Source organism: Trinickia acidisoli (assembly GCF_017315725.1).
Taxonomy (GTDB): Bacteria; Pseudomonadota; Gammaproteobacteria; order Burkholderiales; family Burkholderiaceae; genus Trinickia; species Trinickia acidisoli.
In genome coordinates, this window is the sequence record NZ_JAFLRG010000001.1 from 45,924 (window position 1) to 69,079 (window position 23,156).

At 62.1% G+C, this 23,156-nt stretch carries 21 protein-coding genes, 1 tRNA gene and 1 pseudogene; 10 read left to right on the top strand and 13 right to left on the bottom strand.

Annotated features, from left to right (window positions below):
- Positions 1-352 precede the first annotated feature (352 nt).
- A complete protein-coding gene (locus tag J3485_RS00205) occupies positions 353-2,083 on the top strand; it encodes a tetratricopeptide repeat protein (protein WP_206950625.1) in 1,731 nt (576 codons plus the stop codon).
- A gap of 12 nt (positions 2,084-2,095) precedes the next feature.
- On the opposite strand, the gene J3485_RS00210 is transcribed toward J3485_RS00205, so the two are convergent.
- Together J3485_RS00210 and J3485_RS00215 are read right to left on the bottom strand one after the other, a co-directional pair.
- Entirely contained in the window at positions 2,096-2,482 is a 387-nt protein-coding gene (locus J3485_RS00210; protein WP_206950626.1) for a DUF2784 domain-containing protein, read from the bottom strand.
- 31 nt (positions 2,483-2,513) lie between these two features.
- The gene (locus tag J3485_RS00215; RefSeq protein ID WP_206950627.1) at positions 2,514-3,965 is read right to left on the bottom strand and encodes an MFS transporter; all 1,452 of its coding nucleotides are present in this window, start codon (positions 3,963-3,965) and stop codon (positions 2,514-2,516) included.
- A 531-nt stretch (positions 3,966-4,496) separates the two neighbouring features.
- Here J3485_RS00215 and J3485_RS00220 point away from each other — a divergent pair.
- The 5 genes from J3485_RS00220 (at position 4,497) to J3485_RS00240 (ending at position 7,562) form a co-directional block, all read left to right on the top strand.
- A complete protein-coding gene (locus J3485_RS00220; RefSeq protein WP_206950628.1) occupies positions 4,497-4,670 on the top strand; it encodes a hypothetical protein in 174 nt (57 codons plus the stop codon).
- A 109-nt stretch (positions 4,671-4,779) separates the two neighbouring features.
- Positions 4,780-5,661, top strand: coding sequence for a DMT family transporter (locus J3485_RS00225; RefSeq protein ID WP_206950629.1), 882 nt, complete (start codon positions 4,780-4,782; stop codon positions 5,659-5,661).
- An 85-nt stretch (positions 5,662-5,746) separates the two neighbouring features.
- Positions 5,747-6,829, top strand: coding sequence for a phytoene/squalene synthase family protein (locus tag J3485_RS00230; protein WP_206950630.1), 1,083 nt, complete (start codon positions 5,747-5,749; stop codon positions 6,827-6,829).
- A 96-nt stretch (positions 6,830-6,925) separates the two neighbouring features.
- Entirely contained in the window at positions 6,926-7,159 is a 234-nt protein-coding gene (locus J3485_RS00235; RefSeq protein ID WP_206950631.1) for a FitA-like ribbon-helix-helix domain-containing protein, read from the top strand.
- Positions 7,146-7,562: a type II toxin-antitoxin system VapC family toxin gene (locus tag J3485_RS00240; RefSeq protein ID WP_206950632.1), complete on the top strand. Its 417-nt coding sequence runs from the start codon at positions 7,146-7,148 to the stop codon at positions 7,560-7,562. Before J3485_RS00235 ends, J3485_RS00240 begins: the two co-directional genes overlap by 14 nt.
- A 231-nt stretch (positions 7,563-7,793) precedes the next feature.
- On the opposite strand, the gene J3485_RS00245 is transcribed toward J3485_RS00240, so the two are convergent.
- Together J3485_RS00245 and J3485_RS00250 are read right to left on the bottom strand one after the other, a co-directional pair.
- The gene (locus J3485_RS00245; RefSeq protein ID WP_206950633.1) at positions 7,794-8,180 is read right to left on the bottom strand and encodes a hypothetical protein; all 387 of its coding nucleotides are present in this window, start codon (positions 8,178-8,180) and stop codon (positions 7,794-7,796) included.
- 135 nt (positions 8,181-8,315) lie between these two features.
- Complete coding sequence (locus J3485_RS00250) at positions 8,316-9,395, bottom strand: oxidoreductase (protein WP_206950634.1); 1,080 nt, start codon at positions 9,393-9,395, stop codon at positions 8,316-8,318.
- 283 nt (positions 9,396-9,678) lie between these two features.
- Between J3485_RS00250 and J3485_RS00255 the strand changes: the two genes are divergently transcribed.
- The gene (locus J3485_RS00255) at positions 9,679-11,769 is read left to right on the top strand and encodes a UvrD-helicase domain-containing protein (RefSeq protein WP_206950635.1); all 2,091 of its coding nucleotides are present in this window, start codon (positions 9,679-9,681) and stop codon (positions 11,767-11,769) included.
- A 96-nt stretch (positions 11,770-11,865) separates the two neighbouring features.
- Here the strand turns inward: J3485_RS00255 and J3485_RS00260 are convergent, their stop codons facing one another.
- Positions 11,866-12,771 (bottom strand): c-type cytochrome, encoded by a 906-nt coding sequence (locus J3485_RS00260; protein ID WP_206950636.1) that lies wholly within the window; start codon positions 12,769-12,771, stop codon positions 11,866-11,868.
- 392 nt (positions 12,772-13,163) lie between these two features.
- The gene (locus J3485_RS00265) at positions 13,164-14,414 is read right to left on the bottom strand and encodes an integrase catalytic domain-containing protein (RefSeq protein ID WP_206950637.1); all 1,251 of its coding nucleotides are present in this window, start codon (positions 14,412-14,414) and stop codon (positions 13,164-13,166) included.
- A gap of 180 nt (positions 14,415-14,594) precedes the next feature.
- Here J3485_RS00265 and J3485_RS00270 point away from each other — a divergent pair.
- The 3 genes from J3485_RS00270 to J3485_RS00280 all read left to right on the top strand — a co-directional run bounded on the left by J3485_RS00270 (position 14,595) and on the right by J3485_RS00280 (position 16,147).
- A tRNA-Arg gene (locus J3485_RS00270) sits at positions 14,595-14,670 on the top strand.
- A 106-nt stretch (positions 14,671-14,776) separates the two neighbouring features.
- Positions 14,777-15,844, top strand: coding sequence for an integrase (locus tag J3485_RS00275; RefSeq protein ID WP_206950638.1), 1,068 nt, complete (start codon positions 14,777-14,779; stop codon positions 15,842-15,844).
- 78 nt (positions 15,845-15,922) lie between these two features.
- Positions 15,923-16,147 (top strand): hypothetical protein, encoded by a 225-nt coding sequence (locus J3485_RS00280; protein WP_206950639.1) that lies wholly within the window; start codon positions 15,923-15,925, stop codon positions 16,145-16,147.
- Positions 16,148-16,224: 77 nt separating this feature from the next.
- Here the strand turns inward: J3485_RS00280 and J3485_RS00285 are convergent, their stop codons facing one another.
- The 7 genes and pseudogenes from J3485_RS00285 to J3485_RS00320 form a co-directional block, all read right to left on the bottom strand.
- Positions 16,225-18,438: an NACHT domain-containing protein gene (locus J3485_RS00285; protein ID WP_206950640.1), complete on the bottom strand. Its 2,214-nt coding sequence runs from the start codon at positions 18,436-18,438 to the stop codon at positions 16,225-16,227.
- A 9-nt stretch (positions 18,439-18,447) separates the two neighbouring features.
- The gene (locus J3485_RS00290; RefSeq protein ID WP_206950641.1) at positions 18,448-19,122 is read right to left on the bottom strand and encodes a PIN domain-containing protein; all 675 of its coding nucleotides are present in this window, start codon (positions 19,120-19,122) and stop codon (positions 18,448-18,450) included.
- Positions 19,123-19,383: 261 nt separating this feature from the next.
- The gene (locus J3485_RS00295) at positions 19,384-19,638 is read right to left on the bottom strand and encodes a hypothetical protein (RefSeq protein ID WP_206950642.1); all 255 of its coding nucleotides are present in this window, start codon (positions 19,636-19,638) and stop codon (positions 19,384-19,386) included.
- Between the two features lie 45 nt (positions 19,639-19,683).
- A pseudogene (locus J3485_RS00300) lies at positions 19,684-21,405 on the bottom strand (MobA/MobL family protein).
- A gap of 123 nt (positions 21,406-21,528) precedes the next feature.
- Entirely contained in the window at positions 21,529-21,810 is a 282-nt protein-coding gene (locus tag J3485_RS00310) for a mobilization protein (protein ID WP_206950645.1), read from the bottom strand.
- Positions 21,807-22,841 (bottom strand): hypothetical protein, encoded by a 1,035-nt coding sequence (locus J3485_RS00315; RefSeq protein WP_206950646.1) that lies wholly within the window; start codon positions 22,839-22,841, stop codon positions 21,807-21,809. Before J3485_RS00315 ends, J3485_RS00310 begins: the two co-directional genes overlap by 4 nt.
- Before the next feature lie 31 nt (positions 22,842-22,872).
- Complete coding sequence (locus J3485_RS00320) at positions 22,873-23,082, bottom strand: helix-turn-helix transcriptional regulator (RefSeq protein WP_206950647.1); 210 nt, start codon at positions 23,080-23,082, stop codon at positions 22,873-22,875.
- Positions 23,083-23,156 lie beyond the last annotated feature (74 nt).

Below are 23,156 nucleotides of genomic sequence, written 5' to 3' on the forward strand. Positions count from 1 at the left end.
CAAGCGGGGCAGCGTGAGCGGCGTGTGCGATACGCGGTTCGATAGATCGCTGGAGGACGCATGATGTCGAATCGGAAGCCCGTTGCCGCGCTCGGTGTGACGCGGGCGCTGTCGCCGCACCCGTGCGGGCGGGACCTGGCATGCGCATGTGAGTCGAGCGATGCGGCCGACTCCCCGCACGCCTTGCAGCCCGGCACGATTCGGCCAACGGGCCTATGCTGGCCACTATGTGGCGTCGCGCGCACGCCGGCAACCGGTGGCGGCGCACGGACGTGCGTTGGCCAACATACGGCTGCGCCGCGACCGTTCTTCATGTATCTGATCGACAGCCACCTGTCACGAGAAGACGAGCATGACGAATCGGCGCGCACATCGTTGGCTGGCGGGCCTGGCGATGGCGCAGGCCCTGACGGCGTCGGCCGCCGCGACCCCCGCGGCACCGCAGCCGCCGTGCGTGCCGGCGCTTTCGGTGACGGACGTCGAGCACGGCTTCCGCTTCGAGCGCGATTGCGGCGTCGCCCCTAGGGAGCGCGAGCGCTTTGCCGCCGACGCCGAGCGTGCCGCACGCCGCGCTCATCTGCCGGGCAGCCAGCGCGTTGCCTTCGCGAAGGCCGCGAACCTGATGTTCGAGGCGATGCCCGCCGAACCGTTCACATCCGTCGCCCCACTCGTGCTCGGCCTTGCCGCGCAAAGCAGCGAAGCGGACGACGTCGATTTCATGTCGACGGCGCGTGATTGGAGCGCGCGATATGGCCTGCTGACACGGCGGGCGCGCGTGCTGCGAACCGACGATCCGCTCGAGGTGCAGGTGGATGCCGCGATTGCCGCGCTCGAGTTCGACAGCGCCGCCAAGCTGCTCGCGGCCGAACTCGCGGAGCCGGGCGCGCCCGACGACTTGATCGCGCTACGTAGCTTCCAAGCCGGGATCGTCGATTGGCTGCGGTTTTCGCCGAAGAGAGCGCTTGCGTTCGTCCGCATCGCCCATGTCCTGCGGCCGGACGATCTCGAGATCGCCGACGTCTACGCAGATTTGCTCGAGCAAGCGCGTCTGTTCGAACAGGCGCAGCCGGTCTACGAGTCCCTCGTGCTGCGGTATCAATTGCTCGCGCACGATAAGCCCGATCGATGGGAGCCGCGTTTCGCGCTCGCGCTGGCCAAGCTCGGGCATTTATACACGGCGCTGGCACTGCCGCAGGATGCCGAGATGGCCGACCTGCATGCGCTCGGGATTTATTGGAATCTGGCGCGCGAGCAGCCCGCCCACTACGGGCCGGCCGTCGCCGACTTGCTCGAATCGCTTGGCGCCTTGTATCGCGATGCGGACCGCCCCGACGACGCGATCGACGCCTACCACGAGGCGCTCAAGCTCGAGCGCGCGCTTGCCGAGCACGATGCGCCGGGCTACACGCCCGATTTGGCGACGACGCTGAACGACCTCGGCGTACTCTATGCGAGGGCGCGCCGCGCCGACGATGCGCAGCGCGCCTATGCCGAAGCGCTCGGCTTGCAGCGCGCGCTGGTACGGGAGAATGCGCTTGCTTATCGGCCGGCGCTTGCGCGTACGCTGAACAATCTCGGCAACCTTTACAGCGACGAGGGGCAACTCGAGCAAGCGGAACGAGCATACGGCGAAGCGCTCGCGATTCGCCGCCAATTGGCGCGCGAGAGCCCCGCGCGCGATGTCCCCGATGTGGCGCGCACGCTGACGAACCTCGGTGTGCTGTATCGAAAGGAGGGCCGCTCCGCGCAGGCCGAGCATGCGTATCGCGAGGCGCTGCGCACGCTGCAGCCGCTCGAGCGGACCGCGCCGGGCGCGTTCGGTGCCGACCGAGCCCGCACGCTGAACAATCTCGGGGTGCTGCTCTCCAAGACGCACCGCCCGCATGAGGCGGAAGGCGCCTATCGGCGCGCGATCGCGCTGTACGACGCGCTCACGAAAGCGGAGCCGGCCACCTATCGCGCCGATTACGCGCGCGTGCTGGGCAATCTCGCGAAGCTATACGGCGAGATGGGGCGAAAGCGCGAAGCGCAAGCGGTGTTGCAGGCGGCGGCCAAGCTGCGCGAGGCCGAGCAATCGCCCTGATGCGACGTGGCCTCATCGCGGGAGTCGCCGCGGTGGGCGTGGCGGCACGAAGCGCCAAGTCAGCAGCACGGCGAGCGCGAACAACACATAGGCGAACGTAAACACCCAGGCCGGCAACGCGTAGTAGAGCAGCTTGCCGACCCAATGCTGGATGCACCCTTCAGAACCGACGCCGCCCGTGCGCAGCCAATCCTCGAGCACGGTCAGCGGGCAAGGAACATCCAGCGACGCAAGCAGCGCGACGACGCCGATGGCGGCCAGATGCGCGAATCGAAAACGCCGTCCGCGCACCCAGGCCCAGTCCAGCGCGGCGCCGAGCCAAATCGCGACGAACCCGCCGACGATGAACAGCGCGACGAGCGCATGCAAGACGAGAACGAGATCGGCCAGAGCGGTCATGGAAAGCCATCGTCGACGCGGCGAACGGCGGTCAGTATCGCACCGTCTTCCCATGCGCGCGCGCCGACAACACGGCGGCCAGCCCGATGCAAACGACGAACAGCGCGCTGACGATCGCCATCGCGTCGCGATAGGCGTGCGCATAGTCGACGGCGGCGGCGTGCGGCCCGAGCGCGGAAAAGAAGACACCGCCGATCGCGGTCGCGCCGAACGCCGAGCCGACTTGGAGCATCGAGGTGACGATGCTCGAGGCGAGGCCGGCCCGCGCGGGTTCGATCTCGCCCACGACGATGCGCACGACGCTCGGCAACACGAGACCGTGGCCGATGCCGGCGAGCACGAGGCCCAGGTCGAACGCAAGGCCGGGCACCACACGCTCGGAGGCGACACACGAGAGCGCGAAGCCGACCGCAAGCGCGGTGAAGCCGACCGTGAGTACGTGATGGCCGGCGCGCCGAACGAGCGCGGGCGAGACGAGCGGGCCCAATATCGCGCCGGCGCCGAACGGGAAGATCGCGAGGCCGGCAACGAGCGGCGACCAGCCGAGCCCCGTTTGCAGATAGATCCCGTAGGTCAGAAAAAACGCGCTGTCGCAGTAGAAGCAGAACGCGAGCGCGAGGCCGACCGCAAAGACGGGATTGCGGAAGAGCGAGAGATCGACGAGCGGGTCGCGGCCCACGCGTGCGGCGTGGCGCTGGCTGTACACGAAGGCGGCCAGCGCCGGCACGCTCGCCGCGAGCGCGACGAACGTCCAGGCCGGCCAGCCGGCCTCGCGGCCTTGCGTCAACGGATAGACGACGAGCGCAAAAAACAGCGAGAGCAGGACGAGCCCGCGCACGTCGATGCGGGCCCGGTGCGGCGCGCGGCTCTCGGGCACGAAGCGCCAGGCGCCGACGAGTGCGAGCAAGCCGACGGGTACGTTGATGAGGAAGATCGATTGCCATTGCAGCCCGAAGGGCTGCAACGTGATGAGCGCGCCGCCGCCGATTTGCCCCGCGACGGACGCGAATCCGAACACGAATCCGTAAAGCCCCATGACTTTCGTTTGCTGTTCCTTCGGAAAGACGCTGCGGATCGTCGCGAGGATTTGCGGCACGAGTATCGCCGCGGATACGCCTTGGGCGAGCCGGCCGCCCACGAGCACGCCGCCGGTCGGCGCGAGTGCGCAAACGAGCGACGTGAGCACGAAGCCGGCCATGCCGGCCATGAACATGCGCTTGCGTCCGACGAGATCGCCGAGCCGCCCGCCCGTGACGAGACAAACGGCGAACGCCGACGTATAGACGGACACGATCAATTGGAGCTGCGCCGCGCTGGCATGCAGCGCGCTATGTATCGCGGGCAGAGCGAGGTTGACGATGAAGTAGTCGAGCGGGGACAGAAACGCGCCTGTCAGCAGCACGACTAGGGCGAGTACGCGCGCGGCTCGCGTATCGAAGGATGTGGCGGTGCTCGGCGAGATGGCGACAGTTTTGGTGTTCATGACGGAGCGGGAAAATCCGATGAGGTATGGGGCGAAATCGGGAACGAAGTCGAGCGCGGGCTGGCTTCGATCCTCGGCGCGGTACCGATTCGAGCCCGCGGGGCGGAGCTTCGAACATGAGATGTTTTCGAGCGATTGTTCACGCGTATTTATGACTTTTTAGTCAAAAAATAGATGGGTAACGGTGCTCGAATGCACGGCACGAATCACTGCCTCCGATGGCCGCCGACGAAGATGGGAAGGATTTCGCAGTAATGAATGATCGACGACGCGGACGACGGCACAGATACCGACGAAGCAGCGTAAGCCGATGCGATCTATATTATGACTGATTGTTCAAAATATCAACCGATGTTTCCCGTCGAAAAGGAGACCGATCGCGATGCCGCGTGGCGCCTCGCTCCATAGCGCCGCCGTTGCGCAACCGAGCTGCCGAGGGTAGTCTGTCGAACGGTCGCCTGCTTCCCAGTCAGGCGACCCATCGTGGCTGCCGCTTCGTTCAGCGGCCGCATCCTTCACCGATCGACATCGATGACGAATTCCATGCGCACCTACGGCTCCGTAACCGGCACTTCCGACGTTAGCGTCGGCGGCGCTGGGCGCATTTCGCACTCGATGGTCGTCGTGCTCGTGCAAGCCGGTTCGCCCCCACCGCCGAGGCAGGCGGTCGTCGGTATCGCTGCGCCGCCAATGGCGCACGCCTAAGCGCCGATCCTTCCGGCTCCCCGCGTCAGTCGCTTCGCCTCGCGTTCCCTCGAACGCGCAGGGCGCACTGACGCCGGGTCCTACGCACACAAGCACAGGTGACACTCAAATGAATTCCCTACGGGCCGCGATGGCGGCTTACGGCACGACCACGCTTTTCGTTTTGCTTTGGAGCAGCGGCGCGATCTTTGCCGAACTCGGCATCGAGCATGCATCGGCCTTCGCGTTCTTGCTGCTGCGTTTCGCGCTCGCCTCGGCCGTATTGGCCGTGTTCGGCATCGGGCGCGGACGCTGGCTCCCAGCGCGCGGCACGCGGTGGCGCGTTGCGCTGACGGGTGCGCTGCTGACGGGCGGCTATTCGATCTGCTACTTCCTTGCACTCGCGCGCGGGCTGACGCCCGGCTTGCTCGCGACGATCCTCGGCGCGCAGCCGATCCTGACGATGCTGGCGACGCAGCGGGGCCACTCGCCGCGCCGTCTCGCTGGGCTGGCGCTCGCCCTGCTCGGCCTATCGCTCGTCGTGCATCCCGGCGGAAGCGGCACCACGACATCGGCCGTCGGCATGGCGTTCGGGCTCGCTTCGCTCGGTTGCATCACCGTCGGCGCGATCCTGCAGAAACGCATCGCGCAAGCGCCGATCGACGTATTGCCGCTGCAGAACGCCGTCGGTCTCGTGCTGTGCGCGGCCATCGCGCCGGCGATGCCGCTCGCGCTCAAGCCCGATGCCACGCTCCTTGTCTCGTTGCTGTGGCTCGGCCTCGTCATTTCCGTGCTCGCGCAATTGCTGTTCTATCGACTGGTGCAGCGGGGCGATCTCGTCAACGTCACGAGCTTGTTTTACCTCGTGCCGATCGTCACGGCGCTGATGGATTACGCGTTTCTCGGCAACCGCCTGCATCCGCGGGAACTCGTCGGCATGGCGGCGATCTTGGGCGGCCTTGCACTCGTGCTGAAGGCCGAGCCGCGCCCCAAGGCTTCGGCCAGCGCGTAGCTTGCCTGGGCGAGCGTCGTCGACGCACGAGACGGCCGGCTACAATTGCGGACCGCGACGTGCGTCCACTTCCTTCGATCGATCGATGTCCACCGCTGCCCGAGCCGATCTTCTCGGCCCACTGCTCAAGCGCGTTTCGCGCTCGTTCTATTTGACGTTGGCCGTCCTGCCGGCGCCGATGCGCGATCCCGTCGGGCTTGCTTACCTGCTTGCGCGTGCGGCCGATACGATTGCCGACACCTCGCTGATCGAGCCCGCGCGCCGCTTGTCGCTGCTGCTGGCGCTGCGTGCGGCGGTGGGCGGCGACACGAGCGGCGAAACGATGCTCGCGATTCGGCAGATGGCCGGCGACGTGGCCGGGCGACAAGCGCTTCCCGACGAGAAGCGCTTGCTCGAATCGCTTGGCGCGGCGCTGTCCGTGCTCGATCAGCTCGCCACCGCCGATCGCGCGGCCGTGCGCGACATCGTCGCGACGCTCACCACCGGCATGGAGTTCGACTTGCGCACGTTTCCCGCGGAAGATTCGGGAGACATCGTTGCGCTGCCCGATGCGTTGGCGCTCGACCGCTACACGTACCTCGTGGCGGGATGCGTCGGCGAGTTTTGGACGAAGATGACGTGTGCGCATCTGCCCGGCACGTTCGACGAGCCGCAGGAGACGGTGATCGCGCGCGGCGTGCGTTTCGGCAAGGCGCTGCAGTTGACGAACATCCTGCGCGACTGCTCGAAGGACCTTCGCATCGGCCGCTGCTATCTCCCGGCATCGATGCTCGAGCAGCACGGCCTCACGCCTGCCGCGTTGCGCGCGCCCGGCGCGTCCTCGTGCGCGCGTCCCGTCCTCGTCGAACTGATGGCGACGGCGCTCGCGCACTACCGCGCTGCGGCCGACTACACGTTCGCGATTCCTCGTTGGTCGATCCGCCTGCGGCTGGCCTGCTTGTGGCCGATCCTGATCGGGCTGGAAACGCTACGGCTGCTCGTCGGCAACGAAGCATGGCTCGATCCCGCGAAGATCTCGAAGGTGAGCCGCAACCACGTCTATCGTCTCGTCGCGGGTTCGATGGCCACCGTCTGTTTCGATGGGGTGCTGCGAGGCTGGATCGAACGGACGATGCGCGAGATCGAAGCGAAGCTGGGGCCGGCGGCGGCGTCGGCGGCCGTTGCGTAATTACGTGCGAATGGAGTGAGTTGAGCCTTGATAGCAGTGATTGCATTGAGGGATCATGATGCTATCGTTGATAGCGCTTGATGGGAGAGGGAGCAAATGGCAACGCTTTTAGTGCGCAACGTGGATGAAACGCTCGTCCAAAGCCTCCGTGAATTGGCTGCGGCTCACGGTCGCAGTGCCGAGGCAGAGCACCGGGAGATTTTGGCAAAGGCACTTCGCAAACCGAAGCGCAGGAGCTTCGTGGAAATTCTCATGGACATGCCTGATGTTGGTGAAGATGCAGACTTCGATCGGATCGACGATGGCGAGTCTTCACATGTATTTGGTTGATACGAATGTCATCAGCGAGGTCAGAAAGGGTGAACGCGCCAATACGGGTGTGCGGAATTTTTTCGGACGAACCGCGAGCGACGGAAACGACCTCTACCTATCCGTTGTGACGATCGGGGAGTTGCGACGCGGCGTGGAGATGATCCGGCACAGAGGGGGCACGGCGCAGGCTAAGCGGCTCGAAGCGTGGCTCAGTATCGTTTTGAAGGAGTACGGTCAAAGCGTTCTCCCGGTGGACGACGACACGGGTCAACTTTGGGGGCGCCTTCGAGTGCCGCACCCAGCGCATGCCCTGGATAAGCTGATTGCTGCGACGGCGTTGATTCACGATCTGATTGTCGTTACCAGGAAAGTCGATGACTTCGTTGCAACAGGGGTTCAAGTGTTGAATCCGTTCGAATAGCAAGGCAGCCCGGACTTTCCACGCGATCGCGATCTCCCGTGTTCACTGCCCAGTGCCGCGCGCCTTGCCGTGCAGAAACGCGTCGTGCTTCGGCAGTTCGAATTTGGCGGCTCGCGTGTGGAGTACGCGCACCAACGTCATTCCGGCGATTGAACGCAAAACGCGGCGGGCCTTCCGGCGCCGCCGCGTTTTATTGTCGTCGTCGGAGCAGGTCTACCCCGCTTCTCGACATCAATTGCCGATGGCCCTCGCCGCGCCGTCGAGCTCTTGATTGAGGAGGCGCTGCTCGTCGCCGGACAAGCCGCCGCCATGCTGCCCAGCCATATCGTTCGTTTCCTGGCGAATCACATCGAGCCGGTGGTGCAGCGCACCGCCCGTCGGCGGCGGGTAGTAGCCCTGGCTGACGTGCGCATCGATGCGGCGGCTGAGATTGTCGATGCGCTCGTCGATCTGCGCGCGCCGGGCGAGTTCGGCGTCATGCGGGTTCGGCCGCACCGTCGGCGGCGGGGGCGGCGGCGGGGGGGGCGGATGCCGGTGCGGCGGCGGCGGCGTCACGACGCAGGCCGCCAGCGCGGAAACCAGTGCGCAGCAAACGAGTGCGCGAATCGAGCGTTGCATCCCATTCTCCTTGTGGTTTTGCGTGGGTTCGAGTGTGGGTGAATCCGATGACCACGCGATAACAAACGTCCGGCGCGCCCGCTTAGATGACAGACGCGCCACGAATCTGTAACGAAATTCTTTTCCGCGAGCGTTTCACGCCGGCATGCGCACGAACGGCAGCCGCTTGCCTTCGCGAGCGCTTTCGTTGGCAAGCTCGATGATCGCCATGACGTCCACGGCATCTTGCGGCGACACGGGAAACGGCGTTTCGTGGGCGATCGAATGCGCGACCGCGCGATAGAACTCGGCATAGGCGCCGTCACGCGTCGGCACCACGTGCTCGACTTCACGCTCGCCCTCCAGAGCACGCAGCGTGCCCGCCGCATTGCCGCCGGCGAATCCGGCTTGGCCCGGGCGCAACCCCGCTTTCAGTTGGTCCTCCTGCGTGTCGAGCCCCGCCTTCACGTAGCTGCCGCGCGTGCCGTGGACAACGAAGCGCGGCGGCTCGATCGCCGCGAGCGCACTCGCATGAAGCACGACTTCCTTATCGGGATAGCCGAGCAGCAGATGAACGTAATCGGGCGCGCTCGCGTTATCGCGATGCAGCTTCACCGTCGCGTAGACCGATTCGGGCGCACCGAACAGCGCGAGCGCCTGATCGACGAGGTGCGGCCCGAGGTCGAACAGCAGCCCGCCGCCGCGCGACGCTTCCTCGCGCCAACGCTGGCGCACCTGCGGCCGAAAACGATCGAAGTGCGACTCGAAGTGGACGACACGTCCGAGCGCGCCGTTCTCGATGAGTTCGCGCACCGTCATGAAATCGCCATCCCAGCGGCGATTGTGAAACGGCGCGAACAGAACGCCGTGCTCACGTGCAAGGCGCGCGAGCGTGCAGGCATCGAAGGCTGTCAGCGTGACGGGCTTGTCCACGACGACATGCTTGCCCGCCGCCAGCACTTTGGCCGCGAGCGCGTAGTGCGTGTCGTTCGGTGTAGCGATGACGACGCAGTCGACATCGTCTGACGCGATCAGCGCGTCGAGATCGGCAACGATCAGCGCGTTGGGATAATCGGCGCGCGCGTGCTCGGGCTGGCGCGTGGCGATGGCCGCCACGCGCGCGTAGGGCGTGTCCGGCGCATCGGCCGGTGCGCCGCAATGATCGATGACGGGCGCGTGAAACGTCGCGCCTGCGTATCCGTAGCCCATCAAACCGATTTTCAACGTCGAAGCCATGCGTGCTTTCCTCCGCCTTACGGCAAATGGACGAGGGGCGCGCGACAAACCGCCTTCAGTTCAAGCGACCTCAAAAGGGGCGGGCCGGCCGCGCGGCGAGCGAGTCGAACATTGTGGCACGCCTCGCCATGAGGAGGAACCGATTCCATTCGACCGGGCCGGACGAAGCGCACATCCGTGTTAACATCGCGCACTTGCCCTCACGGCTTCGCGCGCCGCATTCGCCACAGCATGGATGCGCGCTTGGGCGGGCCGCCAACCTCGTTACACCCATCCACAGACGATGTCCGCAGGATTGAACCCCGCCCAGAGCGAAGCGGTGCGCTATCTCGACGGCCCTTGCCTCGTGCTTGCCGGCGCCGGCAGCGGCAAGACGCGCGTGATCACGCAGAAGATCGCCCACCTCATCGAGAACAAAGGTTTCGAGCCGCGCCACATCGCGGCCGTGACGTTCACGAACAAGGCCGCCGCGGAAATGCGCGAGCGCGTCGGCAAGCTGCTCGAAGGCAAGACGCTGACGGCGCCGGGCAAAGAGGGCCGCAAGGTCCCCGTCAATCAACTGACGGTCTGCACGTTCCACTCGCTCGGCGTGCAGATCTTGCGGCAGGAAGCCGAACATTTGGGGCTCAAGCCACAGTTCTCGATCATGGATTCCGACGACTGCTTCGGCATGATCCAAGAGCAAGTGGGCACGACCGACAAAGGCTTCATCCGCAAGATCCAGTCGATCATTTCGCTGTGGAAGAACGGCATGATCGATCCGCAGACGGCGCAGGCCAGTGCCGCGAACGAGGACGAGCACCAAGCGGCGATCGTCTACCGCAACTACGTGGCCACGCTGCACGCTTATCAGGCGGTCGATTTCGACGACCTGATTCGCTTGCCGACGGAGCTTTTCGCGCAGAACGAAGCGGTGCGCGACCGTTGGCAGAATAAGCTGCGCTACCTGCTCATCGACGAGTACCAGGACACGAACACGTGCCAGTACGAATTGGTGAAACTGCTCGCGGGGCCGCGTGCGGCGTTCACGGCCGTGGGCGACGACGACCAGGCGATCTACGGATGGCGCGGCGCCACGATCGAGAACCTGGCGCAACTCGGCAAGGATTTTCCGAAGCTGCACGTGATCAAGCTCGAGCAGAACTACCGCTCGACGGTGCGGATTTTGACGGCGGCGAACAACGTCATCGCGAACAACCCGAAGCTGTTCGAGAAGAAACTGTGGTCCGAGCACGGCATGGGCGATACCGTCACGGTTACGGGTTGCAACGACGAAGAACACGAGGCCGAATCGGTCGTGTTCCGGCTGTCGGCGCACAAGTTCGAGCGGCGCGCGCAGTTTCGCGACTACGCGATTCTCTACCGCGGCAATTTTCAGGCGCGCATCTTCGAACAGGTACTGCGCCGCGAGCGCATTCCGTATGTGCTCTCGGGCGGCCAGTCGTTCTTTGACAAAGCCGAAATCAAAGACATCTGCGCGTATTTGCGCCTGATCGCGAACGCCGACGACGATCCCGCGTTCATCCGCGCGATCACCACGCCACGCCGCGGCATCGGCAATACCACGCTCGAAGCGCTGGGCTCGTTCGCGGGACAAGCGAAGGTGTCGCTGTTCGAGGCCGTCTATATGGGCGGGATCGAAGCGCGCTTGTCGGCGCGGCAGGTCGAACCGCTGCGCGTGTTCTGCGATTTCATGCAGCGCATTGCCGATCGCGCGACGAAGGACCCGGCGACGACGCTGATCGACGATCTGATGGAAGCGATCCATTACGAGGCTTATCTCTACGACACGTTCGACGAGCGCCAGGCGCAGTCGCGTTGGCAGAACGTGCTCGAGTTTCTCGAATGGCTCAAGCGCAAGGGCACGAAGCCGGAGCCCGAGCAGGCCGAGGACGGCGAGGCGAGCGGCTACGACAATGCGGACGGACTAGCCGACACCGGGAAGAACCTGCTCGGGCTGATCCAGACGGTTGCTTTGATGTCGATGCTCGACGGCAAGGACGAAGACCCGGACGCCGTACGACTCTCGACCGTGCATGCGTCGAAGGGCCTCGAGTATCCGCATGTGTTTCTCGTGGGCGTTGAAGAGGGGATCATGCCGCACCGCGGCAGCGCCGACGACGAGCCGATCGACGACGCGCGGATCGAGGAAGAACGACGCCTGATGTACGTGGCGATCACGCGCGCGCAGCGCAGCCTGCATTTGAATTGGTGCAAGAAGCGCAAGCGGGCACGCGAGACGGTGGTGTGCGAGCCTTCGCGCTTCATCCCCGAAATGGGACTCGACGAAGCACCGCCGCCGACGCCCGAAGAGGCGCCGATGACGCCGAAGGATCGGCTGGCGAGCCTGAAGGCATTGCTGCAGAAGCCTTGAGGCGTTGTTTGTTTTGTATGCTTGGAATGCCTAGGCGTTTAGGCCCCGAGTTGTTGCTCGGGGCTTAAACGTGTGCGCTTCCAAGATGCGAGCGTTTTATTTGGCTGCGCTGACCATGTAATCGACGGCGGCTTTGACGTCGTCGTCGGACGCGGTGGACCCGCCCTTGGGCGGCATGTTGCCCTTCCCATGCAGCGCGTAGTTGTAGATAACGTTCATCGGGTCCTTGAGCCGGGGCGCCCAATCGGCCTTGTTGCCGAACTTCGGCGCGCCGAGCACGCCGGCGGCGTGGCAGGCCTGACAGACTTGGGTGTACAGCGCCTTGCCGGCTTGCGCGTTGTCGGCGCTAGCCGAGGTTGGGGCCGGGGCCGGAGCGCTCGACAAGGCTGCGATCGCGGCGGCGGCCTCGGTGTTCACGGCGCTAGAGCCGGAGGCGGGGCTTTGGGCACCGGATGCGGCCGACGCGGCGGCGGCGGCTTGCGTGGCGGCGGCGCCTGCGGCGGGGGCGGCGGGCTCGGGGAAGTTCGCGCCGGCGTGATCGGCCATGTAGACGACGGCGCGGGCGATTTCGTAATCGCTGTAGTCGTCGGGGCTCGTACCGCCGCGCGGGGGCATGGCGCCCGTGCCGTGCAGGGCCGTTTGCACTAGCTTTTCATAGCCCTGCGCGATGCGCGGCGCCCAGTCGGCGGCGTTGCCGAACTTCGGCGCGCCGGCGGCGCCCGGCGTATGGCAGGTGGTGCAGACGGCTTTGAAGACTTCTTCGCCGGTTTTGTAGACGTGGGGCGCATTTGCGTCGCGGACGTCGACTTGGGCGATCGGGGCGATGCGGCTGGCGACGGTTGTGTCGGCGAGGCCATCGGTACCGGCTCCCGAGCGTTCCGACTGATTGACGTAGTACGCGAGCAGCCAGATGACGATGATCGGAATGGCGAATGCCGCGATGACGGCGGCAATCAACTGGCCAGGCGTTTTGATCGGGGCTCCGTGTGGTGCTTCGCTCATGCTTGTCTCGTCTCCCGGGAATTTTGTTGGTGAGCGGTACAGCGCGACGGCAACAGCTAAAACCTGAAACGGCTAAGTCGGCAACGACTTAATTAATTCGATCAAACACGGGTCGATTATAGACTCAACATTTTGGCGTCGGCGAGCGGGGCGAATGGCTGGCGGGGGCGGCGTTTACCCGGGCTGTGCTCGCGGGGAGCGTAATAGGGCGCCTTCACGCTGTCGCGCCGCGGGGCGCGAAGTATTTTCCAATCCTGAGATGAGTCTGAACCTGTAGGTGGTGTGGGGTTCAGGGGTCGCTGTGTCTCTATCGGAAAGCGGGAGTTGTCCACGGCCGGCACGGCGGTGGGCAACTCCCGCCCCCGGATTATGCCGTAGCCACCGGCAGCGGCTCAGGCTCGTTTGCGACGAAACGAGGCGAACAGGTTGCGGCGCATGTCCTGAAGCTGCTGGGCGGCCTGGGAGTCGGTCATGGCCATGGCAGTGTCGCTAAGGGTCTGGGCGGTGACGCCGGGCTTGAGGTACTGCTCGAAATCCGGGATCGAGCGCAGCCGGTCCCACGGCGTCATGATCCGCTCGCTCGGGTAGCTCTTGCGGATGCGCCCACGTGCATCCACCGTGTCCACGGCGAAGTAACAGGGCCGGTGGAAGTTCAGGTACGGATTGAGCGCCTGTTCGTGGAAGCGGTTGATCGCCGCGGCATGCCTCTGCGGGATGTGCCCATAGCCGATGAGCTTGCGAACGACCGCGCCGTTCTTGCACTCGGCCAGTGCGTTGTCGTTGGTCTGGCGCGGGCGTGAGCGGGTGAACTCGATGCGCAACTTCTCGAGCAGGCCAGCCACGTCGCGGTTGATGTACTCGCTACCACCGTCAGAGTGAAAGCCGCGCACCACGAACGGAAAACTCTGGAGCATCAGCGCGATGACCGGCAGCAGGTACGCCTCGCTGATGCGCTCGACAGCGGCCACGACCTCCCATTGCGTGACGATGTCCACCGCGTTGACGTGATAGACGCCCTTGACGCCGTCCTGATCGCCTTGATGGACCGTATCGATACGGATATAACCGGGCAGGCCTTCAGGCGCCGGCGCCTTCCTCACGGCGATCTGCACCGGGCTGGGCCGCGTCTTCGTCCATGTGAGGCGCCGCTGGCGGTACGCCTGGCCCGCGCGCAAGTTGTATAGGTGCGACACGGAAATGTGCGACAAGCGTTCGTAGCGCGCATCGCCATACACCTGGCAGGCCCGCCGCGCCAGCGCCCGCGTGGCCGCCCCCGAGAGCGTGTCGTGCAGGCTGTCCAGTTCGACCAGCAAGGCGACATCCTCGTCCGTGTAGCGACGTGGGAATTGGGTGCGCGTGCCGCGTTCACGCTGCTCGAGCGTGCCGCTCTCGCGGTACTGCGCAATGAGTCGAATGACGTGGGCACGTGAGTAGCCCGAGACCCGCTGCACATAGGCGAACAGCAGCCCGCGCTCACCGCGAGACCGCCGAAAATAGCCGAACCAACGCAGCGTGCGCTCAACGAACCGTCGTCGCTCAGCCTCGTCCTGAACGACGTGCAGCTCAACGTCGCAGACCCCCGCCAGGAACTCCCGGACTTGCCCGATCGTCTCCAGCCTTGTCGTATTCATGTCGATCACCATCGCGCAATGATCGACCCCTAAAACTCCCCGCTCAGACTCCTTTGCCGTTGGAATCACGCCGCCCCGCCCAGACTCCTTTGCCATTGGACAAGGCTCGCGATGGACGCGTTAGGCGAAACCGGGTATGCTCTCGGTCTCGCTCGGCGCCGCGCCCTTTGGCCGCGACGCCTCCACGCCGAAGCGCCCGTAGCTCAATGGATAGAGTACTGCCCTCCGAAGGCAGGGGTTGCTGGTTCGATCCCAGCCGGGCGCGCCAAGTAGAATCAAGGGGTTAGCAATAATTCCGAGATTTGTTCCTCGCCCGCTTTCCGAGGTTCCCGTAATTTTTCCGTAACAGCGTTACGGAGGGAGAAACGGGAAGCATGGCAAGTATCATCAAGCGCTCCAGTCGGGGCACAACCAAATTCGAAGCCGCGATCAGAAAGCGCGGTGGCGTATCGGTCTCCAAGACTTTTTCGTCACGTCGTGAAGCCCTGGCTTGGGCAGCGACCATCGAGAGCGAAATTGCGCGCGGCGCATTCGTTGATCGCTCTAGCGCCGAGCGCAACACCTTTGGAGATCTGCTGGAGCGGTATGGGTGTGAGATTTCGCCATCAAAAAAAGGTGGCTCTCTCGAGATCTTGCGCATTCGGTGCCTTCTTGCCGATCCGTTGGCGCAAATCAAGGTCGCGGCGCTTACCGGGGCGCATATCGCTCAATTCCGCGACCGGCGGTTAGCTGGGGATTCGAAACGTAAGGCCGTCTCCGGCTCTACGGTCAATCGCGAGCTTACCTTGATTAGCCATGTGCTCAGCATCGCTAGCAAGGAGTGGGGCGTCCATGTCCATATCAATCCGGTTTCCCAAATTCGGCGTCCGCGCGAAAACCGCGCACGCACTCGCCGGCTTGGCGGTGACGAAGAGGTACGCTTGCTTGCTGAATTGGAACTGAATCCAGAAGACGTCGTTCGTGGTTATGGACGCGGAGGCTGTCGAGGTTGCCGCAACGAATATATGCGGCCGATCGTCATCTTGGCAGTCGAAACGGCGATGCGACGGGGCGAACTTCTGTCGCTGCAATGGAGTGACGTGTTCCTTGAGGATCGCTATGTCCGGCTCTACGACACCAAGAATGGCGAGGCGAGGGATGTTCCGTTGTCGTCACGCGCCTTCCAAACGTTGACCGAATTGTTGGCGAAGCATCGGCCTGGGGGCGGACGAGTCTTTTCGGTGTCAGCCGAGGCCCTGAAGCAATCATTTGTCCGAGCCTGTGAGCGCGCGGGGATCCGCGATCTTCGGTTCCACGACCTACGGCACGAGGCCACATCCCGCATTGCGGAACGACTCGACAACGTCCTCGAACTCTCGTCCGTCACGGGGCACAAGACCGTGCAGATGTTGAAGCGCTACTACCACCCGCGAGCATCCGACTTGGCCAAGAAACTGGGCTAGATACTTTTTCCGACGCGGCTCGCTGACCGGTGTAACGGGCCGGCGAGCCAGACCACCACCTTTTGAAGAGGTGAAGTCATGGCTGCACGAATTCGAACGGCCCACCCGCTGGCATCGGTCCCGATCGACAGCGATCTAGCTGTCATTTTCGAGACGGAAGACTTGCTGCTCGCGACTGTCACGCGATTGCAAGATCTAGCTGAATGCTCAAAGGATTTTCCACTTGTGGTGGCTTATCTGACCGGCTTACTTGAGCAACGATTGTTCGGCAAAGCATCTGATTGCATTCGGCACCGTGGGTGAATTGGTCGCGCCCATACCGTCGAAGGTTGATTTGAAGTAAAGGTGTTGGCCAACTCATTCCGGGCGGCAGCCGCGTCTCATATATGTTTTTCCAAGTCCGCGAAGAACAAGACCACCTCCTGATCGCACTCGCTTTCAGCAAGGAGTCTCTCTGGTTGTTTGAGGTGATAGAAGTCTGACCGACGCCCGGATGCATCGCGCTTTTCAACGCGTAAAAAGTTATGGTTCACCAGCACCTTACTCAGCGTCGGCCAATTGGAATCGCGCAAAATCCGCTCCGACTGAATGTCGTCATCACCCGCGCGCAGCCAATATTGGCGGACCCGGCAGGCTCGACCGAGCAACGCGTAGATGCCATGCTGTCGCACCTTATTGGACACGACAGAGTTTGCCGGAGAGCCGCTCGCGCGCCCCCGTACGTCGAGCCAATCGGCTATTTTGCCCGCATCGGTGATTTGTTCGCCCGCGCCGTTGGTAAGGACAGTCGGATTGGGAAATGACGTCGAGAATCGCGATCCTTCGTCAGCGATCAGACTTGTGATGCTGCAGTCGTTGAACTCAACCGATGTAAGGTCGGCCAGTCTGCAGTCCAACTGATTGACAACAACGGATGAAAATTTGGCCGGGCCAGCGGTGCCGCGGGCGATCGCATCGTCAAGCTGAAGGGTGCTAAAGTGAACGGCGTCTTCTGCATTCACGGTCTGCAGCGCCGCTAAGAGCAATGCTCCAAGGTTTCTCGCACCTCTATCGATGTTTGTATATTGTTGAGCCAAGCCCTGTGCCCGAATAAGGAAGTTGCGCATTGTCTGCGGCTTCGCAGAACCATATTCTGACGCGACGTCGACGAACGTGATCAAAAATTCGGGACCCAGAATATTCCGTCGGATAAATTTAGGAACTTCCCCTCGAGCCAAGGCTTCGATTGCCACTCTTGCGAGATAGTAATTCTGAAGGTAAGTGTGTAGGAACGTCTTGTATCCAGGCCTTTCATCGTTGACAAGGAGTGCCACCACGGATGCGCGGTTTTTGATCAACCCCACAATGTCAGCTGGGTAGCCATCGCCTAAGGCAGCTTCGGCGGTCCAGGCGAGCGTGCTTCCGTCAAGCGCCTCGCTCTGCATGTCTGCCATTTCTCTGGCTACCTCTAGGAGAAAATTATCGAGGAAATTCTCGATCTGCTCCGATTGCAGCACCGCTTGAACTGCTTTTCCAAAAAGATTTGCCTCGCGGCTTAGTATTCCGCGCATCAAAAAGGGCGTGAGGTACCGCACATGCGTGCCTTTTATATCCTTCGGTTTCACGCGTTCAGCGAGAAGTCGTAGGAATACCGGCCTCAGAGCAAACGAGCCCTCCTCCAGCAGAACTGAGATCGAAGGAATGCCGAAGCTCGCCTCACCCCACGCTTCGTGTGTCGACAGCCAACTTTTCGCTTGCTCAGCGGTGGGGGCTTGCATCGTGATGCCGCTAACCAAGTCAACACCTTCTCGCAAGCTGTTGACGTCTTTCATTATGCGATCACGCCCGATGAACGTGTCCCTACCCGCAAGGATTAGCGTCCCTAGACCGCGGGCGCTTTTTATCAGTTCGCTGAGTTGTGCCCAAGCCGTCTCGTAGCCGTTGGGATCTCCAAGTTCGTCGAAACCATCGATTGCGGCCATGATCAAGCCGTGACGCACGAGCACGGGGACTTGGTCGTACGTGACGTTAGAACGAATCGTCTGCAGACTGAAGGCCATAAGATCGTCGAGATTAGATAGCACTCGACCTCTGCTTTTTACGTGCAAAATCACGGGGCGCGGCGCAGTTTTGTACGATTCAGCCCGAAGCAGCGCTAGCTCGGAAATGAGGTACGTTTTACCTATGCCAGCAGGCCCATCAAGGACGATCACTTCCGTAGCGTCCTGTGGGCGTTCATCGACGCCGATTAACGCGTCGATTTCTTCGGCACCGCTAGCGATGGTTCCCATGCGAGTGCGCGCGCTTATCGGTATTGAGCGCTTACGATCGCCGAGTTCTCGCTTCAGAATTTCGATCTGAATCTCCGCCCACCGCTTCAAATTTGCAAAGATATCGGAAGCGAGTAGCGCGGAAAGTGACACGTGGTTTCGGGGAGGTGCCTTGCCCCAGGTCGACTTGATCGTGCCGGCTCGTTCATCGATTACGATTTTCAGATCGCGGCCGTCCCTCAAAAAACGTATCGTATATTTCTCTTTTTCGAGTGCGATTTTCGGTGCATCGGCACCGATGTCGACGAATGGAGAAAAATCAGCGAGTAGTTGTTCCCTGTTCATACATACCTTTTAGCGGGCATCGAGGCCATCTAGCAAAAGAAAATTATTGCCGCGAGTGCGTTGGCTTATCAGAAGTGCTTTCGCTCCCCGCGAGCTGATAATCGCCTCCGCGGTAAATAACGGGGGAACCAAGTCGTCGTCCTCCCCGACCATAATTATCCAATCCTCTGGGTCTTGATACGCGCACACCACAGTGTCAGCGGCCATGGCAGTGTCGACCATTTTTTCCTCGTGCCCCTTAAATCCCCGGTCCCGACACGTGTTGGGCAAATGTATCGCAATCTTTGCGTGCAATCTTCTAGGCAGCGCAGAGATTAGGCAGTCTCCATAACCGATATTGCTGGAGTAGGTTACATTGCTCCGTTCCGAAAGAGAGGGGAAGTCTGTCTCGGAAATGACCTGTCTGATTGCTTTTAAATTCAAGGTAGGTTCGTAGCCCTTGCGCCATCCGTGATAGAGGCGCAAAGAAACTTGAAAATACATTTGCTCGCTGATATCTGCCAGGCGACGTGCGATTCGGCGAGTGACTTGCTGAAAAGCGGTGCGAGCGGCAGTCAGGGGCTCTTGTTCGCACGGGATACTTGTAAGCAAGAGTTGCGAGTTCCAGTCCACGAATGCTGAGACTTTTACAAATGGTCGCCGTGTTGGTATGGCGCCCCCGGTATTGACAATGTTCGCGGTCATGAAATGATCTGTTATGGAAGCACGAGATTGGCTGAACGGCGTGCTGACTCTCGGACGCTCATTCGTCTATTCAATTTCGGCACCAAGTCTACCCGTTTTGCGTCAGCTCGTACCCAACCCAAGTATGGAGCAGCGAAATTAGCCTTCGCTCGTCGAGGAAGCTGTGCAAGCTGGCGTGCGAGATGTTGTGACGAATGTACCGTGCGGGCCAGTCGAAGCTCGTGGAACACTACCGTGCGACCAGTTGGGCAGCCGAAGGGTTCATTTAGGGCGAGGGGAGCGCAACTTTACTGGTTCGTTAGGTTCTGTTGCAGGGATGGCTTGCTGGGTTGACGCACCGCCATGTGTTTCCCGCTTTTCCTCCTCCTCTTCCCGCGCGCGGGCCAAGCTGATCCGCCGGGCGGCAATGTTCTCCTTCAGCCACGCGATCCGGGTCTTTTCATTATCTGTGGCTCGATTCCCGCCCTGCGTGCGGACTTCCAGCAAGTGAAGCTCGTTGATCAGCAGTTCTAGCATGAGGACTCCTTTTGAATGGGTATGAGAATATCTTGACTGCTAGTGCTACGTCCTCGGCGCGGGAGCGTTGCGCATCGCGGATTTCGTGCTTGGCTCTGGCGTGGCTGGGTCAGGCTTGCCACTTTCGGCAAGGCGCTGTCCGTGCTTGTTCCTGGCGAGGGCAAGTGTCGAGAGAGTTTTCGTCGTATCGCTCACAGAAATGGCTTCGGCCAGCGCCAGGCGCAGCTCGGCCAGCGGATGGCCAGGCTCCTTTTCTATGGCCTGCCGCACACGCTCAGCCGCTGCCGCCACCTCGCTGGGGGGCTTGTCGTTGATGCGCTCGACCTCAGAAGGGAACAAGCCCAGCGCTCGCCCTTCATCCTTGCTGATAAGCCCTTCCGCGACCGCCGCTCGAACGGCGAAGCGTGCCGCTTCGTGCTTGCGCAGGCGCTCGGCCTCTGCCGACATTGCCTGGGATGGCGGGATATGGCGAGTCTCTTGCTGTACCCACGCTTTTTCCAGAGCACCTATGTCCAGATTTGGCGAAGCGGCGATTGCCGCGACTACCCCCAATAGGGCGTCGGCCTTGGGTAAGGACTGCTGCACGCGGGTTTCGGCAGCCTGCTGCTGCGCGACGGCCTCTAGTCGCGCGTGTTCGGCGTGCCGCCGCTGGGCCACGTAACGAGCGGCGAGGCGTTCCCGGGACTCCGCGATGATGGCTTGTGCCCTTGCATGTTCGGCCTGCTTCGCCGCGGTCTGGCGGCCTTTAAGATGCTCGCGCAGAGTTTCCAGCCTCGCGCGCAACACGACGTCACGCACAGCCCCGTCGATCGCTTTGCTGACCAGCTGAACGGCTTCATTCATGTGTTGGTCGGTCAGCCTGCCGCTATCGACCAATTTCTGCATGATTTCGGCGGTCTGCCGGGCCTCGGCCTGCCGCCGGGCTAGCGCCTCGCGTTCGGCCAGCGCCGCGCGCAGCTCGGTTTCGGCATCGATCACACCGTGCTCGATCGCAGCGACAGCCCTTTCTCGTTCGCCCTCGGCCCTAGCTGCCTCAAGACGCCGCGTAGCGGCCTGCGCCTCGATGCGATCGAACACGGAGCTAGGGCGGTCGCGGCGCAATATCTCGGTGACCGCGGGACCGAGGTGCTGCGTCGGATCGCGATTGATACCCTGCGCGCACAACGATCGGTGGTCGATCCGCTCGCCCCGCCCGTTGGCCGCCATGCGCTTGTTGTGAAGCTCGGCCCAGCGCGGACGTTCACGATCGGCAAAATTCTGGATCCGGTGTCTTTGGCAGTGGATCGGATCGAGATTGACGGTTTTCTTGCCGAGCGTACCGTCGGGCGCGACGGCGCAGGCCGACATGAGTACATGGGCGTGGTAGTTCCGAACGTCCGAACCCTTGTGCGTGTCGGGTCGGTGAATCGCTACATCGACGGCCACGCTGTAACGATCGGCCAGCTCAAGCCCCTAGTCGAACGCAAGCTTTTCGCGGGCGGGCTCGTCCAGCTCGTAGGGCAACGCGAGTGTGAACTCCCGAGCTAGCAGAGCGTCGCCGCGCTTGTGGTGTAACTCAACACGATTCCAGAAGGTGGCGCGATCTTCGCTGCCACCACCAGGCATCATTAGCCGGGAGGCCAAGACGCCCGACTTTCGACTGTAGTCGTGAACCTCACCCGTGCGCTCGTCTGTGATTTTCTCGCCCGCGCGATATGCAGCGGCGGCAGTGGCCGAGCGCCCCGCGCTACGGGAGATAACTTTCACGGACATATGGAACTGCGCCATGGCAACCTCGTTTCTTTTGGCCTCGCAGAGTCCGGCTGAAGGCCCGCACGTAATCCCCACAGGGGATTACTCTAAGTGCGCCCTTGCTGTCGCTCGGGCCCTACCCCGGACACGATTAATCGCTCAGTAGCGTGCCAGGCTGAAAAGCGCGCGATCGTCTGGACGGACCAGCCATCTATCGAATTTTCCGTCTTCAAGAGTTGCGGCAGTGAAGCCGCGTTGCTCCATGATTTCCAGCATGAATGCGCCAAGCAGAATCTTTCGACGGGTATCGATTGCGCGCTCCTGCTTGGCCTGGGTGGCTCGATGCCTTGCTTCGATTAATTGCTTCTTGGCTTTGAGCTGTTTGAGCTTTTCGACAGTCAGCGCGATTCTCTGATCGATTGTCTGTTTGCGCTCGGTCATTGCTTTTTCCATGTCGGTTGTGGATCTCTCGTAGTGTCGTGGGGCTCTTCTTGGTGAATATCTACGAGGTTGGTCTCCTGATGATGCGTAATGGAATCTCGCGCGGCTGCTGCTTTGAGGACAGCGCGCAAACTGGAAATTGCTTTTGGGTTGGAGGATCTTCCCTCGCTTGCTGGCGCGATTGGTTGTGGAGGAACCATGCTTCGAGCGACGGCTTCAGCGTTGGCTTTGGCGCGGGCTCTATTGGCGGCAATTTCGAGTGCTCCCGAACGATCGAATGGATTCTCCCCTTGCCCCAACAACGACCGCTTTACCGTCGTGATCCAGCGAGCGATTGAACCCGGCGGATCGATTGGGCGTCGCAGTCGATGTTCGAGTGTGTCGGCCAAAATTTGACGTTGTTCAACAGATAGGTCCGCGAATGCAAGGTCGAGCAAGTCGCGGTAGACGGCTGCCTTCGATTCGATGACGACCACCTCTATCCCCCCGGTGCGAGTGGTGGTGTTTGTTAATAGAGTCTCCGTAGGAGACTCTTTTGGTAGTGTTTTATCGGCGGTTTGCTCATCGATGGGGAGCGCATCAACGGAGCGACCATCGATGGAGTTTTTGCTGATGGCTGGCATCGTAGAAGTCTCAAGAGTTCTTACTCGGCTTGGCTTTTCGTCCCCATCAGTCGGTTCTCCGTCGATGGATTCTTTGCGTGTAGCGTTCGGTTTTCGTTTGCCTGGCTCGGGGACTTCTTCCGGAACGTCGAAGTCCAATTTCCAGACCCATTGCCCGAGCGCGCCACGCGTACGAGAAATTGCGAGGTAGCCAGCGTCCCGCAGTTCACGAGAGGCGGTACGCCAAGCGGATACCCCGATTCCGAGCCGATATTGAAGGTGCTCTACAGAAATTGTCCAACCAAGAGGCTTGACCTGTATCCAGGCTGCTGCGGTCCGTGCGACGGGGCCAAGCCGAGGATCCTCAAGCGTTCTTTCTTCTACGATGCCGAAACGATGACGTCTGCGATTAATGATGGTTGCTTTCATGGTTGTTTCCGGGCGCGTTGATGATTTCGGATCAGCCTTGAAGCCAGGCGCGCACGTTGCCAAGACGCCACCGCAGGCGTCCGATTCTTACGTCTGGTTTTGGCAGACCGGCGACTTTCTTTTGACGGATGCTATTTGGTGAGAACCCAGTGATTGCCGCAAACTCATTGGCATCAATGAGGGCGTTGTCGTCGAGCTGGCCGATGCACTTGGCGAGTTCAAATTGTTCTTTGGTTCGCATAAAGGCTCCTTAAGGCTAAACATCGCTACTGCTTGAAGTCGTAGGTGTAAGGTAGTAGCCTCAGGCGCTGATAT